Source organism: Cerasicoccus sp. TK19100 (assembly GCF_027257155.1).
Classification (GTDB): Bacteria; Verrucomicrobiota; Verrucomicrobiia; order Opitutales; family Cerasicoccaceae; genus Cerasicoccus; species Cerasicoccus fimbriatus.
The window spans coordinates 197,751-214,224 of the sequence record NZ_JAPWDU010000002.1 but is presented as its reverse complement, the minus strand read 5'-3'; the positions used below and the strand labels follow the sequence as shown (position 1 = coordinate 214,224).

The following is a 16,474-nucleotide window of genomic DNA, read 5'->3' as shown; positions in this document are numbered from 1 at the left end:
TTAAGCGTGAGCCGGCGCGGGCTTGCATTTCTTTTCGGGCGCTTTGTGCATGTCCCGGTTCATCAGATTTTTCACTGATGGTTCGCGTTCAATTTTGTCCTGAATTTTCATCATGCCGTCGAGCAGCGCTTCAGGGCGTGGCGGGCAACCGCTGATGTAAACATCTACTGGCACGATACGGTCCACCCCTTGCAACACAGCATAGGAGCGATACATGCCACCGGTCGATGCGCAGGCACCCATTGCGACGACCCACTTTGGCTCGGCCATCTGGTCGTAAATGCGGCGGACCACCTCAGCCATCTTGTAAGTGACGGTGCCCGAGACGATCATGCAGTCAGCCTGACGCGGGGAAAAACGCATCACTTCCATGCCGAAGCGGCTGATATCAAAACGGGATGCGCCAACGGCCATCAGCTCAATAGCGCAGCAGGCCAACCCCATCGGCATCGGCCAAACCGAGTGCTTGCGAATCCAGTTGATCGCCGTGTCCAGCTTCGTCACCACGAGGTCTCCCTCGATCTTGCTGTTGTAGGCGTAATTGTTCTCCGTAGCCATATTCTTAGGTGGTTAAAGATGTGTTCTCGGCAGGACGCAAACGAAAATACCACGAGACCGATTCTCAAGTAGTGTAACGTAATCGAATGCCTACAATAGAGCTATGATTGGGCCAGAAATCAAGGACTGGGAAAAGTTTTTGAATCCAACTGAACGGAAAGTCGGTGTGGTTTTATCGCAAATTTCAGACAGAGCACGCCCTACTCAAGATTCATGTGACTTGCTAAGGTTTTTTAGGGCTTTAAAATCGCCGCTAATCAGCGCGAAGCTTCTTAGCACGAGTCCACTTTTTGAGCTGGCGCTCTCTCTTGGTGACGATGTCTGCCTCCATTGGACCTTCGACGCAAACTAAGACGAATTCCTTCAACTGCATCGCCTGCCTCGAACCTGTGCCATCAGAGTGCCTCTGCATTCGACTCGCAACATTTTGCGTTTGACCGACGTAAAACATACCATTGCGCATCAAAAGGATATAAATCCAATAAAGCCCTTCGACAGGCTCAGGGCATTCGACGCGCTTCAAACCTTCTAATCTCCAATCAATCTACTCGGCCTGCCATGAGCAAGCGGAGCGCGTCGACGGAACGCAGTGAAGATGGCAAAGCAATGGCGGAGAGGGAGGGATTCGAAACATCCGTGACTTTTACGTATATCCCTGTTGATGAAAAGTTTATGAAATTGATTATTTGGATTTTACGTCAATAATAGGCGCTTTCCAACCTACAAATGCTCTGAATCTGACTGAAAGCTATGTGAATTGTCTCCGCGGTCGGCCAGAGCGCGAATCATCCAAATGAACCATCCTTAGCATGCGAATATAGTCATAAATTAATTGCCAAAATCCACCCACCTCATCGACATTATGCTTTTTGCATTCACTACGATGCGTCCTTTCAAGATGAAAGTGATTCATAAAAGCCGCCCATACAATATCCAAGTAAGAAGAAGGGCTCATAAACCCAGATTCTTTGCAAAGCGCAGTGACCGCCTCTACCGAATGAGCTAGACGTCGTGAACTAACATTGACGGCACGTCCGGTGGCAAGGTGGTTCCAGTACAATTGGTCTTGGTTTTGATCTGCCTGTTCTAGGCCCATTCGTCTAGATAGCTTGAGGCAATTCTTCGAAATGTTTCCAAGGTCACGTGGTAGGATTAAAAATAAATCGCCTTTGAATTTACGGATCTGATCTTCTAGAGCCACAGTCTCGACAATTTGAAAGCGACCACGTGCTCTGGTAGACGTATTAAGGCTAAAAATGCCTGTCGGACACTCACCTGCTATCGATGGTGAAAGATAATTAGTGGTGATTTCATCAAACAATACCCCTGCGGCTCTCTTATCAGAGGCCAGTAATTCGGCGAAGCGCGTGGCGTCCTGATCAACAACGTGCGAATCAAAATTGATGATTTTTGCCGCTTCGGCAACGGCTAGTGAGGTTAAAATGCCAGGGTCCTCATTTTCATTTTCCACTCTAGTGACGCTGTAAAACTCGACATTGGCTTGGCGGGCCAGTTCTGCCGTCGATAACCCTAGTTGTTCACGGGCTTGCTTTACTCGCGGCGCCAATTTTTCAGGGCTCATTTCCAGAATGTTAACTATTTTTTTCATTCGAGCCGAAGATTGCATGGCCCGACCATGAAATTGTCCAGATGAAAATTTCACAAAGGCGAATTAGATTCTTGACGTTTTCATATTAACCAAATAAATATTCACCCCAATGGATGAAAGTAGCGGACATTTAGAGGAGAAAATCGATGAGATCATGGTCTACATGAAGGAGCTGACAGCGTTGTTGGCTGATGACCGCACTCTACCACCAATCATTCCCCTTGAGGTTGCCGCCGAGAGATTTTTTCAACGAAAACCAGCTCTGGTACTAAAATGGGTCAAAGATGGCCACCTTAGAGCTTATGCCGTTCCGAATGGTAAACGTCGGCAGTGCTATTACTTCCTAGCAGCACAATTGATCGAGGATCTGGAATCGAACTTTACCAAGTAAACGATGAATCAACTCTAGGGAAAAATTTAACGAATCGTTAAACATCAAACCCATAGCCGACTACTCAAAATGACAAAAGAAGAAAAGGAGAGACGAGCACAGGTCCGCGCAGCGTACAGAATCAAATTCGATGGCGACAAAACCTATACGGTAGAAGAGTTGGTCAAGTTTTTGCCGATACAAAGCCTAGATTTCTATTCAGTCGAACAACCGATTTTGGCTTCGGAAAAGCAGATGAGCGAGATCTATTGTATCGATCAGAGCGATCTTTCCAAAATGATCCGTGATATGCGAAAAGGCATCTTGGGTGACAAACCGACATCTAGAAGAATCAATCGACACCGTCTCGAACTCGATCTCAGCCGTATCGGAGTGCTTCGTACAGCGAAAGTTACGACTGTCGGCCTAGTGGCCGATTTACCCTGTGCTATTCCAGTGCAAGAAATAATAGCCACCGGCATCTCCCCGGGGGTCCTCAGAACCGATGGCACACCCCGCATTTCAGTTCACCGGGATCTTGATTTAACTAAAATCAAAGTATTCCGCATCGTACTTTCTCATCCGTTTGATGGTGATTTAACGCAAATCATAGAAGTCGACCCGCTCCCACGAAAATCGCCGATTGTGAAGGCTAAGAGTCACAAATCCCAAAGCATAAAATCCAGAATAGCTAAGCACGTTGACGAGGGTTTAAAGGAAAATGAGCCAGCTGCTAATAAACCAGTAAAATCTCTGCCTCTCAACCCAAAGCATGAGTCATCCACTTGGCAGGCCCTAATGACCAATGGGCACGTGGTCGATCAGGATAATCTCGAAGAAATACTGCGGAATCCAGACATCATTGACTTTAGCGAGATCAAAAAAGGACTATTTGCAGCAGAACTGTTCCTCGCTCGCGGATATAGCAAGATCAAAGATGTTGTTCCAGTCTTAACGCGCTTTCCAGGTTTTAAGGGGGGATATGCCAGTGTCCGCTATTGGGTCAATTACGGTTGCATTGTTATTTTTTTGACTGCCAATGGCGAGACACCACCAGAATCGCATTCAGCGGTACGTCCGATTGAAGGCCTTGAGCCTGATGAGATACTGGAAATCCATCGCAAAGCGACCCTTGAAATTGGCGATGGAGCTGCAATTACCGAGGAAACTTATAAGCGCATTAAATCGCGAGTAATCGATAGTAAAGTTGATGATTCAGATTCGGTTAATTTGGAGAGTAAATGCGCCAATAGAACAAAGAATGCGATAATCAGGAATTTTGAGCGCGAGCCCGATTACTCGCTGGAAGGCCTTTGGGAAATCCTTGAGGAATATCCGGAAATTCGACTTAACGTCTATAAATATATCTTAGAAATAGACCCAGAACTAGCGCAGGATAATCAGGGCGCATAATAGAAACAATTCAGCATGAACAAAACAAAAAACCATTGAACAAACAGTCATGCCAGCACCCTACTGCAATCGAATTTCAATTTCAACAATACCTCAATTACTCGGAGGGTATGCCTATCTAAACGACCAGCGGCACGCCAACCATAAGGACATCAAGGTTACTAAATTGATTCCATTCTTTTGTAATAGTTTGGAAGATTTCACCTTTAGAACAAAAAAAGTAAATGCCCTGCGAAACCTTATAAGACCCAATTCAAACCCCGCACACGCACTCTTTCACTGGCATGTAATGAGATTTCCATCTGCAACCAAGCTAGAAAGCAATGAAATAAAAATCATCTACCGAGCTCTCATCATGGAGTACTTTTATAACTACCCTTTGTTTTTCAACCAGCACATACATACAGATGGGGCAATCGAGTTCAATTTCATCGTAGCGAATTATGGCGGCAATGGAGGCCTTCTGGACGCATCTCCACGCGCTCTACCCAACTACAGGTCAATCCACTATTTTCTTCGGAAGATGTTGACCGTTTTCAACTACAAGCGTGAAGACAATCTTATTCCAGATCCAATAGTCGACCTGACATCCGCCGATGTGTTGAAAAACTATACCAACGAGGAGCTTTTCGAAGCGTGGAAGCGACTAAACAGTAGAACTCAAGCCCGAGTCCTAGAGCATCTCCACGTGAAACGTCTATACTGCCGAGACGCGAACCTATATTATGGCCGCTCAAAAGACGCCAAAGAAGCACTATTAGATCGTTGTCAAAGAGACTTTGGACTATGCCATCAATTGAGATGGAATCTAATCGAAATCTACGAATTCGATAGGATTCGAAACCGGAAAAAAGAACAAGAAAAGCGTGAACTTGCCCAAGGCATGCACCGCTTAGTAAAGCAATCGAAACAAGTTCAACCGACGCAATATGATGAAAAAAAGCGCCTACGAAATAATCAAAGAGAAACAAAAAAAACAGAAGGAAGGAGTCCCGCAGTCACTCCAGTCGACCCCCAAAAATAGTGAATGGGAGCCCTATCTTAGTTTCTTCAATGAAGCCCCCAGGGATACAAGCATCAATAAGGGGATTAACGATGCATTTGATATCTTGCATCAACTTAGAAAGAATGGAAGCTATACGCTGGTGAATCTGCACACAGAATCTGTATGTGCCCAAGATCTGAGCAAAATCGAAGCTTATCTAAAAGAACTCAGACAAATCATCGTAGCAACGATAGAACCTTTTAATCTCAGTTACATGGACGAAGATGCTCTTGCAAAGCTAACAGAGAGTGAGAGCCATATCCGAGACAAACTAAAATCTTCAATTCAAATTATTGACTCTAATCGCGAGGAGATTCTTAAGCATGCATTATCAGTAGCCAAGATTCCTGGCATCAACATCCATATGATTTGCTCAGGCCTGGCTAAAATCGAGGCCATTGCTGAATCGTCAAATTCAGACGATGAAAAATTACAGCTACTAAGCGTCGTGAAGTACCTCGATCACATGGGAATAAAACCCCTTGAAAGTGTTTGAGGTTTGAGTCGAGTCACTCTATTCTATTTATAGCTAATTGTTTATGTGTATTCGTAACTCATGCTAACGAAATAGCGAAGAGAACCATTCTCGGACTGACTTATACAGTGCCCTCGGCATTCAGGTTTACCACCTTAATGATTTGGATGATATTGGAGGCATCGCCTTCATCAAATACCGACATTGGTCCTTCTGGCGCGATATTTGTGAATGGATGCTCGAAAAGCAGCTTCGGCTCCATGATGCCATTTTGCGTCAGGTAATCGATGATCTGATTTACAAATGCCAGCTGCTTTGAATTAAAACGGCTGTTGTCAAGATACTGGTCAAAAGCTTTCTTTGCCGCACCTCGGTCCAGTCCGATTAATTTGCGAATGAACAGACCGAGATTTTCCTGCTTACCATAGCAAGCTTCAAATTGCTCGCGGTCCCCGAGTCCGCCGGACTCAAATAGAATTTTCTCCAACTCCTGAAGATCAAGGCGAGTCAGCGAATGATTGTGCTTCACCTTTTGAAGGGCCAAATCGTTTTCGTGGCCCTCAATGAACGAGAGAAACTTCTTCTTGTATTGTGCTTTATCAATGGCGGCTCCAAGCCCGGCGATTTTAACCTCTACCGATTCTCCGATTTCATCATCGAAATCGGTAGTTACGATCTTTCTTTTGCGCTTTTCGATATGACGGATCAAATCACGCAAACGTAGGCGGACGACTTCCAGTATTGGTAAAGTAATATCTTGCCAGTAATCATCCGACTGAAGCGCCTCAATCAAGACAAGTTGCTTTCTGACCGCCGGGATACTTTGCACCTGTTCAAGGTCTGAAGCAATCGTCTTCACTGTCTCGATTAACTTAGCTATTGCCGGATCACTTTTTAGTTTCCCAATCTGTATCCGAAGAATCAAAAGATCGAAATACTTGGCGGTTGGGTCTTCAGGCAGTAGCTTTGTTGGTAGACCGGCTACTTCACGGTGAAGGATACCCAAGTCCTCTTCTGATAAATCGAACCATCGCTTTCTGTGTTGAAAGGTTACCACATGCTTACGTTTCGCACGAACCATAAAATTCTCCAGTGGCATCGACGCAACCTCACCGTGAAGCATATCAACAAGAGAAGATTCAAAACCGGTTTCATTACCACCAGGCTCCGCTACCATCATAACCACTTCATCCTGTTTGGGTTCAAGCTTACGAACGGCATCGAGAAGCTCTAGTCTTTGTCGAAAGATTTTGGTTCCGATTGACTCTTGTGTGCTCCCATCAACACCTTCGGGGTGTTCGTTGAAAAACTCAAAGTTTCCACAGAAATCAAATACGAAAAATTCGTTTTTATCTTCCCCGACTCCGTAGAGATCCGGACAAAGGCGCGTTCCTCGACCAATCATCTGCCAGAACTTTGTTTTAGATCGGACGATTTTGAAGAATACAAGATTGACCACATCTGGCACGTCGATGCCGGTATCCAACATGTCTACCGAGATTGCAATGCGGGGGGCGTCTTTGATGGGTTTCGTTGAAGAAAACTTATCGATCAGGTTTTGCGCATAACTTTCTTTATTGTCGATCACCCTCGCAAATTGACCTTTCAGGTGGGGGTAGTTCGCATCAAACCGCTCCTGAATAAACATCGCATGGTTGTGATTCTTAGCGAATATGATCGTTTTTCCGATCTGTTGACCAGCGTCGACTTTTAGACCGTTTTGCATCAAGTGCTCCAGAACCTTGTCAACAGTATCAATATTAAACAGCCATTCATTGATCGCAGGAGCTTCCACATCAGTCGGGATGTTGCCCTCGTCATCCCACTCAGTCATGTCCCACTGTTCTTTCTCATCATCGTCCAGTTGATTATAGCTAAGCCCTTGGCGCGGTATCCGTATGGGCACCGATACAAGCTTTGGTGGCGTCAGATAGCCATCTGCAACGGCTTGTTCGAGTTCGTAGGCATAGGTTGGCACTCCCCGATTCAATTCAAAGAGAGCGTAAGTATCCCGGTCAACTTCATCGCGGGGTGTTGCCGTCAATCCGACAAGATAAGAATCGAAGTATTCAAAGATTGCTCGATATTTTTGATAAACAGAGCGATGGGCTTCGTCTATAATGATCAAATCGAAGTGCCCGGCGCCGAAACGCTTGAGTCCATCATCCGTATCATCAATTAAGCCCATCATCGTGGGGTAAGTCGATACATAGGCGCGGGACGAAGTTTGCTCCCGATCCGTAACCAAATTAACGGGATTGCAGTGTGGTAGGTGCGTTTTGAACGCATTCACCGCTTGGTTCACCAGTGCTACCCGATCAGCAAGAAACAAAACTCGTTTTATCCAGTTGCACCGCTGGAGTAGATCGCAGAGTGCGACGACTGTTCGAGTCTTTCCAGAGCCAGTTGCCATCACTACCAGCGATTTGCGCTGGCATTGCATCATGCTCTCAGTGATGTGACGGATCGCCTGCTCTTGATAATAGCGTCCAGCGATGTCCTTGTCCACGTAAGCTTTACCAAGATCGCTCGCGCTTTGGCGACGCTCAATCATGAGCTTCAATTCATCCTGTTTTAGAAATCCTTGAATCCGGCGCGGCGGAAAACGTTCATCATCCCAAAGCCAATGCTCATAGCCATTGGTGTAAAATATAATAGGACGTTGCCCGTGCATCTGCTCCAAGCAATCAGCGTAGAGTTTAGCCTGAGTTTGTCCCAGCCGTGCGTCCTTGCGAGTTCGCTTGGCTTCTACTACTGCCAAGGGCTTACCTTCATCACTCCATAAAACATAATCGACGAAACCAATTCCCTTCGTATTTTGCATTCCGGATACTTCATATTCGGCAGTCCTTATGGAGCCGTCTTTGAAGCCTGGGTCCCAACCGGCCTCTTTCAAAAGCAGATCGATGAACTTATCCCGAGTCTCAGCTTCACCGTAATCGTGAGCCACCGCCCGGCTAAGGTTTCGCTTCTTAGCTTCTGCAATCTCAGCTCGGAGTTGCTTGATCTGGGCATCGTAACCCTTCAGGGCTTCATTCTTATCGAGCAATTCCTTGTCTTTTTGTGCCAGCTCGATTTCAAGCGCCTTAAGCTTCTCCGTAGTGACTTTATTCTCGGCACGACCATGATCCGGGAGCCTGGTCTGTTCAAAGGTGATGCCATCCAGTATTTTGGGGTCAAAGCGGGTGTAGGTGCGAACGAGCCAGAAGCAACAATGATAAACCTCCTTCGTTGCTTGGACCGCGTCATACTGACGGATTCGCTTCCCGCTGTGAACCGCGAGATTACCGAGTTGGCGCACATACTGTAATTTGGTTAAGACTTCAGGAGGAACGACATTCCGCAATGATGGCTCCTCTAAAAGTGCCGCCAACTTTCTAGAGTATGGGAAATGCAGCGCCGACTCATGTTCATAGAGCCAGTGCAAAAGCAGTTCAGTGGTTCGGCGAGCGTAGAAGCAACTGGCACGGGGATCATTCAGGGCCAACGATTCGAGGCTTCGGGTGGACTCCCAAAGCTTCGGAAACTCATCTCGCAGGAAAGTGAAGTTGGACATGTGTCATGTAGCCTAGTTAAGACGATTAATGATTAGCAATCATCCTTTGTCGGCGCATGTGCAGTAACTGCACGTTTTTTAACAATCTCATCCTCGGATGGAGTGCTAACATCCTTGGGTAAGCGGAATGCTGCCAGATCAATCTTCGCAAAACTTAGACCATAGGCGACAGACAGTCGGCGGGACCAGCGTTCCTGGCCGGGCTTCAGATTGAACTCGGTGCGCAAATCGGGCATTCCTCGATCAAAATTGGGCTCGGCACGTCGACGTTGTGCAATCAACTCGTTCCGAAATATCGTGCTGTCAAACTGCTTCATCACCCCAATTTTATAAGGGTCGGTGCAGTGCCCACCTCCACCGAAGATTACACGCAGTTCGTTGATGCTTTTGGGTGAGGTTAGCTTCTTTTTTCCAAGTGCAATGGTCTGGTTGGTTCGCTTTTCCAATTCATTACCGATGGCATATCTTGCTTTCTGCAGGTGTGGATCATTTGCTCCGGATTCTTTGAACCTACGAAACTCCTCAAGTGCCTTCCATCCTTGTTCGGGCGAATATTCCAGCGCCAGTTCTTCGATGCGACACGAACCGATAGGTAAAACCTGTGCCGATAGATAGATTAGATATTCGTCACCACTGTTTTTACGGCTGAACTGGAACAGGCTTTGATCGACGGTGCCAGCTCCTGTGTCACAAAACAAATACAAGCCCGGTTGCGATGAGCGGGAGCGGATAAAGCCTTGAACATTTGCACTGACTTCCGGGTAAATAAAGCAAATCTCCTTCACGGACTCTGAAGCCGCGTTTGCTTCATGTCTTGCTATTGAATCAATGACCTCCTGCAGTAGGCACTCCGGATGCCCCGTCATTTCATCGGCCATTGACCAGGATAAACGTAGGACTCGCTCGAAAAGCTCTCCGACCCGATCATCATCGGCGGAAGCCACCGGAACAGCCATATTCACATGTATCTGGTCCCCCTCGACCGAGCCGGTGAAACGGCTACGAATAGCGCCCTTTACCTCGCCCATGATTCCTGCAAGTAAATAGATGCAAGAAGCCTCCACAAAAGTAGACAGATCGAGGCCCTCTGGAACAAGTGCCCGATAACCGTCTAGATGCTTGTTCGTCGTGTCAGCCGCTCCCACACATTGCAGTGCCATCTTCACATGAACGAGCGATGTCGAGGTATAGGCTCCATCCAGGCGTTTCGGGTGGGAAAAGCGCCCATCATTGAAACACACTGTGCTGGATATCAGAAAAGGCAGTTCAGGATCGCAGGGATAGTCCGGCATGTAAACCCATGGCTTATCGATCATGATGTCTCGGCAAACCACTTTGGTAAAGGAGGTGCCGAAATCCAATCCGATCTGAACGAAATAAGCATCCCGTTCGGCTTGCTGAGGTGCTTCGTCCCGAGGTGGTAACGTAAACTTGGGTATTGCGGCGTTTCCATCAGGAATGTCGCCGGGACGGATCGAAGGCTTCTGGTCTGATTTTTCATAAAAGATGCGCTGTTTGAGCTTTTTGAAGAATCCCGCCATTGCTTCCTCCTTTGCTATTTCTAAGATTTGGTTATTTGAATGATACCAGCAGCGATCTCAGATTGATTCGGCTCTGTCTCACCGCCTCGCTCTAATTCGGAAATCCGTTGCGCCTTGTTTTCACGCTCGTTTTTCAACCGAGTCTCACGCCCACGAATTTGGCTTTCTTTACGCCCGAGCGCCTTCATTGTGCTAATTGCTTGCTCACTCTGGCGGATCAGGCGGTCCCAGTGGTTGGAGGCTCGTCGAACACGAATTTGAATATTAGTATCGTTCTCGGCCTCGTAGCGGGTAAACGCCTCACCGATCCACTCACCTTGAACATCAGTGACCCGATCATACGCCTCCATGATCGCTTCACTGTTCCACTTCGCATAGTCCCAGTCGATCCCACTACGCATGGCCTCCTGGACCAAGAGCTCACTTTCATCTTCTGAGAGCACCTTGCCGGTGTCCAAATCGATAACCGCATAACTTAGCGAATCACGGGTTGCCAGTCCCTTGAACAGCCAGCGCTCTACGCGATACAAGTATGAGCCGACCGGGAATTGTCCCGACTCCAGTTTGAGAGCAGACACTTTGTGGAAATCATGGTCGCTCTGCTCGTTGAGTTGCGTGACCCAACGGATCAAAGGAGAAAGGTGATTGATGAAAGTCACTCCTTTGCGTTGTGCCGCTGACATTCTCGCCATCGCTTCGCGCTGGAAGCTAATTGAAAATTCACGCTGGCGTAGTGGTCGCGCGCTCAAGGTGTGGTCGTTACGGATGTATTCAGACAAGGAGCTTTGGGCATCGTAGCTCAGCCTCAAGCGCATACACCCATCCGCAGGGGTATTAAAGTTAAGCTCCGTCCCGGGAAAATTGCGTTCGAAAAAGTCAGACAGGTAGTCCTCCAGTTCATACGCCTGTAGGAAGCGACCCTTTTCATGGTCCTCCTTGATCTTCTTTTGCACGTAATCTGAAAGTGCGACTAAAGCTTCACCGGAATCCTCCAGATCCTGAATCGCGAGCAATTGGTTCTCAATTACGTTGGCTGCAAGTTCCATGCGGTCCCGCTCCTGTTCCGGTGTGAGCTTTTGACTCAACAGTTTGATGGTCAGTTTCTGGACTTCTTCACCAATAACTTTCTCCAAGTCACCCAGGCTATTCGAAAATCTTAGCAGTTTTGCGTGCAAACGGTCATAGAGTCGCTCCTCGATGGTGTCTTTTACTTTAAAATTGAAGATCGAGAGTTTTTCCGACTTTTGACCCACACGGTCTATACGACCGATTCGCTGTTCGACCTTCATCGGGTTCCAAGGCAGGTCGTAGTTCACCAAGCGGCTACAGAACTGCAGGTCGATACCTTCGCTACCGACTTCGGATGAAAGCAGAATGCGTGGACCATTCGGATCTTTGAAGCGATCCAACTCTGCCCAGCGCTGTTCATGCTCAACGCCACCATGTATCACAGCCACCTCGTAGTCTTCATCCTGTAAGCGACGCCGAAGGTAAGCGAGTGTCGGTCGGTAGTAGGCAAAGATGACTATCTTCTCTCCCTTCGCAGCCGTTTTTGATAGCAGGTCGGCCAGGGATTTGAATTTAGTGTCATGTTTTTCAAAATCGTAATCAACCAATTCGGCTAAGTCGGGAGCTTCATATTCTTCGTCGGGTTGCACTCCACCAAAGAATTCTTCGAACACTTCATCGCCAACGCCCTCAGCTAAGAGTTCGTTCATTTCATCGACTGTGGCGCTCAAGCCGCCCAGACGGCCATTCCGAATGTCCTGGGCAATTACTGGCAGGCAACTCGCCGCCCTCAGTTGTAGGCCCAATACCCGGAACACATGGAAAGGTTTCATATCCCGCTCGCAGAGGCGGCGCACCAATTCAAGTATGGTGCTGTAAAGCTTCATTTCCTCATCCGTATATTCTACCGGGAGCACTTTAACTTCACGCACAGGACGCTTGCCCTCGACTTGCACACGTCGCGTCCGGTTCACGTAATTACCAAGCAGATTCAGCTTTTCCGCTGTATCTTGCGCACGCGCCAGTAAGGCCTTATTTGATGGATTCGACTCAAGTGCATCCAGTTGCTCCAAGAGCTGCTTGAACAAGGGGGAATCGTTAATGAAGCTACTTCTCGACATGCCGTCGACTTCCTGTTCCAGGGCCTGCATATCGAGTATTGGCCTTGAGAGCGTATTGATGGCGCGCACGGTCGGGCGATTTGCATCAAGCAATTCTTCGAACATGCCCTGAGTCTCGAAGAAGTCCCGGTCAATCAGGCGCAACAGACTGTGAAGATCATTGTTGCTGTTATTGATCGGAGTCGCAGATACGCATAAGACCGCCGTGTCATCATGTGCCGCCAGGCTCTCACCAAGATTGAATGTCGAGGTCGCGGCGTTACGCATATAGTGGGCTTCGTCGTAGATCACCAAGTCAAAAGGAGCGAACGAATAGTCCCAGTGCCGGATATCACGCAAAAAGCGTGTCTTTGCAGACCCGGCCTGATCCGCATCCACAGGTTGGTCCAGCAGCGTAATTTCGTCTTTGGGAGGTCTCAACCCGGAATAAGAAGCGATCAAAACAAAGGGATGCACCGGTCCCGCTTTTTTCAGTTCCGCTATTTCCTGCTGAAGATTGCGAAAGTCCACGATGCGGGCATCAAAGAGAAATTTAGAACGTAACTCATCGCGCCACTTCTCGGTCAAAATCTTCGGACAGACCACCAGCAAACGCTTGGCCTGTTTCCGGGCCTGCAACTCCGTCCAGACGAGCGCGGACTCAATCGTCTTACCCAGACCCACTTCATCGGCCAGAATCAATCTTTCGGTGGGCGAGTTAATGAACTTCAGCACCGGTTTGAACTGATAGGGGTAGAAATCAATCTGCGCCGCCTCCATGGAGTAAACCACCTCGTGCAGCGTCCCTTTGAGCTTCTGAAAGGTAATGAGGCGCTGGATGTCCCGCAATTTACCAAAAGCACCATTGCGTAACTGATCGACGACGGTGGTGCCGGTCTCCGCGCTTATAGTCCTGATCGCCCCCAGGGGCCTCCGTGCAACTGAACCATCCGGGTAACGCAATTCGACCATCACATGCGATCCCACTTTCCGGGAACGTCCTGTGAACTGCGCCTTCTGGCCATTGGCGGTGTCGATCACCCAATCATCGGCTACGAAAGGTGGTTCGGAATCTGTAGCATTCTCTGGCATCAGTCTCGTAATTTAAATTAGGAATACACCATAAAGTAAACACCTGATGTGAGAAGTCAGCTTTTCTGACGTCAGACGACGGTCCGCCCGACATGATTTTTCAGCCTTCCAAATAGGCTTTCAGCCGTTCAAATGGACTTCCTTTCAAATCCTGAAGCTTCTGGCGGACTGAATCAAAGCGGTCGACCATTTCGGAGGGTGTCATGAAGTCTGCTCCAGGAATATTTAAGATTAGCCTATCAAAGGTTTCCGATTTAGGAGCCCTGGACCATCCATCGGCGGCTTCCGTTGCTGGCTCCACTTCGTGCATAAATATGTTAATATCATTCCCGATGAGATCGGAATCTCTCTCGACATCAAGATCGTCGTAGGATTGATCCAAGGTAAAAAGCGTCATCGCCTTTTTCTGGATGTCCGGGCACTGATCTAGCCGTGCCTCCATAATGCCAAGGTGGTCACGTGCAAGCTGCTTATCCTGATCGGCCAGGAGCATCGCTGCATCAAAATGACAGCGCACTTCCGCATACTCCCAGTGCGTCCGCCAGCGTTTACCAAAGTCCGACTCCGTCCAAAGCAGATGTTCAAGAGCGCACCGACATACTTGAATCCGTTTCAACGGCGTATCGCAGGACTCTGTAACCAGCCGGGACCATTCAAGCTGAATACGGCTCCACAAATGCCCATCTGCGGTTTGAGATGCATGCGCCCTATCGATCAATGACAAGAAATCCTGAGGGATCTTGGCTATATCCAATGCATGCATAAACTCCGCATTGCCACAGACCCGAACGATTAACTCTGGCCACCGGTTGGTAAACGGATGCTCAAACTTCATATGCCCATCGAGCGGCGGTTCAAACCAATCCCTTGTGCGCCAGATACCCTCCTGCGTTTCATTGAAACAATCCGTTACTGCTACGTGCCATTGCTTCACTGAAGCCCCATGCAACTCTGAGTTTAAAAAGCGACAGAGCTTCCAGAAACCCAGCAAAGAAGCAAACTGGGCAGGGTTGTAGAAATTATGCTCGAAACGTGAACTTGAGTGAACACGCTCAATAAATGCCCTGATCTTAGTTAAAACCGAATTCTCACGGCTGTAATCAATATAAACGGTCGTATCTAGATGCAGACATGCCTTGGCAATAATCTTCTGAATCAAGAGAAGTTCGGCATCATGACGTCGGCCAAAACGTGCCCAATTTGGAAACTTATTCTCATCCCAATGCTGATAACAGCATAGCAACTGCTCCAGCGCGTGCTGCTCCTTAGTCATCGCATCCATCGCTTGGTCCGAAGCCTGCTCATCATGCCAACGCTCCTCAGCAGTCAGTGGAATACCCGTTGCTCCGAACTGGCGATGTAAAAACGATTGCTTCCAGTGATAAGCGGCACCTTCAATCAGAAGCACCGCTTTGACATAGTAAAGCACTGGTTCCATGGGGTTTTCAGCCAGCAGTTCATCTATCTGCACATGCGCCAATTCCGTATTCCCTAGGTCGTGAAAGCACATAGCTCGCTCTGCTGCCTTCGAAAGGTCTCCGGCCTGCCACTCTGGACTCTCTTCGATCCGACGGATTTTGTCTGCCAGAGGGAACTTCCAAGACTCACCGTTTTCTTTCGGTGAATTCACTCGACCGCCCTGAATCAGCAAACTCCCCAAGCTATCCCGGTATAGATCAAAGTCATCCGGAAGATTTTCCCAAGATGCCGATTGGTTGAGCACAGCTTGTCGTTGGGCTTGAATTGGGGCCAGCTCCGCTCGACGCTGCCGTATCATATGTTTCGCATAGCGAACGCGCTCCTCAACAGTTCGTTTATCTTCATCCCCCAAGACTTCGAACACCTTCTTCGGCATCAGGAAAATGCTGTCCAACAATAGCAGGTTCTCAAAGTAATGTCGGGCTTCTGTGGTAAGGTGGCTGCGGCGTCGCTCACCATAGTTGGATCGCCAACGGTAGTGACCGGGAATTTTGTCCTCATTCTTTTTATGCAAATAATTGGATCGCAACCGCTCCTCGTAATGTGCTTTCGCCTCAGCGGTAATGGTTTCTCCAAAAATGGCCTCGACGATGGCGGAGGCACTGTCCAGTTCTTTAGGTCGGCTCATGGTATTCAAATTTGTTGAAAGTTTAGGGGTTGCGGATATTTCTCCGCAACCCCGTTTGGTGACTGTGCCTTACTTCGATTTACCGCCGCGTCCGCCCGCACCGGCGTTCCGGGAAACAGCACTTTGGGCACGCGCTGCAAAGGAGCCCTTGGACACCTGGCCTCCCCCGCTTTTAGCCGATGCGGATTGAATTGCTGCGGCCCGGCTACTGGTCATAGGATTGCTTTTATCTGATTTGGACATGTTATTACCTTTGTTGGGTTGTTATCGTTTTCCGGTTCGTTCCGGTGCCCACATTTGACCACGGAATTTTCCACAAAAAAATCGGAACGCGCTTCAGGTCCGGGCAATTATCTGATTATATCGTTCGTGTGTAACGACTTGCAGAAACCTGTATTTATTTTCTGACCGCTCAAAAAGTATCCGTTTGTTGCGCCCGAGAGGCACAGAAACAGTGTTTTTCATCCGCTGGAGAGCCTTGCCCTTGAAGGTCGCCGGATGTCGTGAGCCGGACACGACCGACTCAATGATATAATTCAAACGCCTGGTTTCAGATTGGGTTAGCTGGATTGTTCGCATGCGAGCATTGTCGCATGCAAT

The 16,474-nt window shown here is 48.2% G+C and carries 13 protein-coding genes; 4 read left to right on the top strand and 9 right to left on the bottom strand.

All coding sequences use genetic code 11. The features are described from left to right. The 3 genes from nuoB to O3S85_RS04275 form a co-directional block, all read right to left on the bottom strand. Complete coding sequence (gene nuoB, locus O3S85_RS04280) at positions 1 to 558, bottom strand: NADH-quinone oxidoreductase subunit NuoB (RefSeq protein WP_269538069.1); 558 nt, start codon at positions 556 to 558, stop codon at positions 1 to 3. A 253-nt stretch (positions 559 to 811) separates the two neighbouring features. After that, entirely contained in the window at positions 812 to 1,081 is a 270-nt protein-coding gene (locus tag O3S85_RS21255) for a GIY-YIG nuclease family protein (RefSeq protein ID WP_425499844.1), read from the bottom strand. A gap of 225 nt (positions 1,082 to 1,306) precedes the next feature. Further along, on the bottom strand, positions 1,307 to 2,221 hold the full coding sequence (locus O3S85_RS04275) for a helix-turn-helix transcriptional regulator (protein ID WP_269538068.1): 915 nt from the start codon (positions 2,219 to 2,221) through the stop codon (positions 1,307 to 1,309). A 55-nt stretch (positions 2,222 to 2,276) separates the two neighbouring features. On the opposite strand from O3S85_RS04275, the gene O3S85_RS04270 reads away from it, so the two are divergent. The 4 genes from O3S85_RS04270 (at position 2,277) to O3S85_RS04255 (ending at position 5,491) form a co-directional block, all read left to right on the top strand. Next, complete coding sequence (locus O3S85_RS04270; RefSeq protein ID WP_269538067.1) at positions 2,277 to 2,558, top strand: hypothetical protein; 282 nt, start codon at positions 2,277 to 2,279, stop codon at positions 2,556 to 2,558. 69 nt (positions 2,559 to 2,627) lie between these two features. After that, the gene (locus O3S85_RS04265; RefSeq protein ID WP_269538065.1) at positions 2,628 to 3,950 is read left to right on the top strand and encodes a hypothetical protein; all 1,323 of its coding nucleotides are present in this window, start codon (positions 2,628 to 2,630) and stop codon (positions 3,948 to 3,950) included. Positions 3,951 to 3,999: 49 nt separating this feature from the next. Further along, complete coding sequence (locus O3S85_RS04260; protein ID WP_269538064.1) at positions 4,000 to 4,974, top strand: hypothetical protein; 975 nt, start codon at positions 4,000 to 4,002, stop codon at positions 4,972 to 4,974. Continuing rightward, positions 4,883 to 5,491 carry a hypothetical protein gene (locus O3S85_RS04255; RefSeq protein WP_269538062.1) on the top strand — a complete coding sequence of 203 codons (609 nt, stop codon included), beginning with the start codon at positions 4,883 to 4,885 and terminating at the stop codon, positions 5,489 to 5,491. Before O3S85_RS04260 ends, O3S85_RS04255 begins: the two co-directional genes overlap by 92 nt. Before the next feature lie 100 nt (positions 5,492 to 5,591). Here the strand turns inward: O3S85_RS04255 and O3S85_RS04250 are convergent, their stop codons facing one another. The 6 genes from O3S85_RS04250 to O3S85_RS21250 all read right to left on the bottom strand — a co-directional run bounded on the left by O3S85_RS04250 (position 5,592) and on the right by O3S85_RS21250 (position 16,453). Next, a complete protein-coding gene (locus O3S85_RS04250; RefSeq protein ID WP_269538060.1) occupies positions 5,592 to 9,026 on the bottom strand; it encodes a DEAD/DEAH box helicase family protein in 3,435 nt (1,144 codons plus the stop codon). 32 nt (positions 9,027 to 9,058) lie between these two features. Beyond that, on the bottom strand, positions 9,059 to 10,567 hold the full coding sequence (locus O3S85_RS04245; protein WP_269538058.1) for a hypothetical protein: 1,509 nt from the start codon (positions 10,565 to 10,567) through the stop codon (positions 9,059 to 9,061). A gap of 20 nt (positions 10,568 to 10,587) precedes the next feature. Further along, entirely contained in the window at positions 10,588 to 13,767 is a 3,180-nt protein-coding gene (locus O3S85_RS04240) for an SNF2-related protein (RefSeq protein ID WP_269538057.1), read from the bottom strand. Between the two features lie 100 nt (positions 13,768 to 13,867). After that, on the bottom strand, positions 13,868 to 15,874 hold the full coding sequence (locus O3S85_RS04235; RefSeq protein ID WP_269538055.1) for a hypothetical protein: 2,007 nt from the start codon (positions 15,872 to 15,874) through the stop codon (positions 13,868 to 13,870). A 69-nt stretch (positions 15,875 to 15,943) separates the two neighbouring features. Then, on the bottom strand, positions 15,944 to 16,090 hold the full coding sequence (locus O3S85_RS21195) for a hypothetical protein (protein WP_425499848.1): 147 nt from the start codon (positions 16,088 to 16,090) through the stop codon (positions 15,944 to 15,946). Between the two features lie 120 nt (positions 16,091 to 16,210). After that, positions 16,211 to 16,453 carry a ParE family toxin-like protein gene (locus tag O3S85_RS21250; protein WP_425499843.1) on the bottom strand — a complete coding sequence of 81 codons (243 nt, stop codon included), beginning with the start codon at positions 16,451 to 16,453 and terminating at the stop codon, positions 16,211 to 16,213. Positions 16,454 to 16,474: the final 21 nt, after the last annotated feature.

What these genes read in the sequence shown, in the direction of transcription:
- nuoB (WP_269538069.1), bottom strand. Translation starts at nt 558, where the DNA reads ATGGCTACGGAGAACAATTACGCCTACAACAGCAAGATCGAGGGAGAC.
- O3S85_RS04270 (WP_269538067.1), top strand. Translation starts at nt 2,277, where the DNA reads ATGGATGAAAGTAGCGGACATTTAGAGGAGAAAATCGATGAGATCATG.
- O3S85_RS04265 (WP_269538065.1), top strand. Translation starts at nt 2,628, where the DNA reads ATGACAAAAGAAGAAAAGGAGAGACGAGCACAGGTCCGCGCAGCGTAC.
- O3S85_RS04260 (WP_269538064.1), top strand. Translation starts at nt 4,000, where the DNA reads ATGCCAGCACCCTACTGCAATCGAATTTCAATTTCAACAATACCTCAA.
- O3S85_RS04255 (WP_269538062.1), top strand. Translation starts at nt 4,883, where the DNA reads ATGAAAAAAAGCGCCTACGAAATAATCAAAGAGAAACAAAAAAAACAG.
- O3S85_RS04250 (WP_269538060.1), bottom strand. Translation starts at nt 9,026, where the DNA reads ATGTCCAACTTCACTTTCCTGCGAGATGAGTTTCCGAAGCTTTGGGAG.
- O3S85_RS04245 (WP_269538058.1), bottom strand. Translation starts at nt 10,567, where the DNA reads ATGGCGGGATTCTTCAAAAAGCTCAAACAGCGCATCTTTTATGAAAAA.
- O3S85_RS04240 (WP_269538057.1), bottom strand. Translation starts at nt 13,767, where the DNA reads ATGCCAGAGAATGCTACAGATTCCGAACCACCTTTCGTAGCCGATGAT.
- O3S85_RS04235 (WP_269538055.1), bottom strand. Translation starts at nt 15,874, where the DNA reads ATGAGCCGACCTAAAGAACTGGACAGTGCCTCCGCCATCGTCGAGGCC.
- O3S85_RS21195 (WP_425499848.1), bottom strand. Translation starts at nt 16,090, where the DNA reads ATGACCAGTAGCCGGGCCGCAGCAATTCAATCCGCATCGGCTAAAAGC.
- O3S85_RS21250 (WP_425499843.1), bottom strand. Translation starts at nt 16,453, where the DNA reads ATGCGAACAATCCAGCTAACCCAATCTGAAACCAGGCGTTTGAATTAT.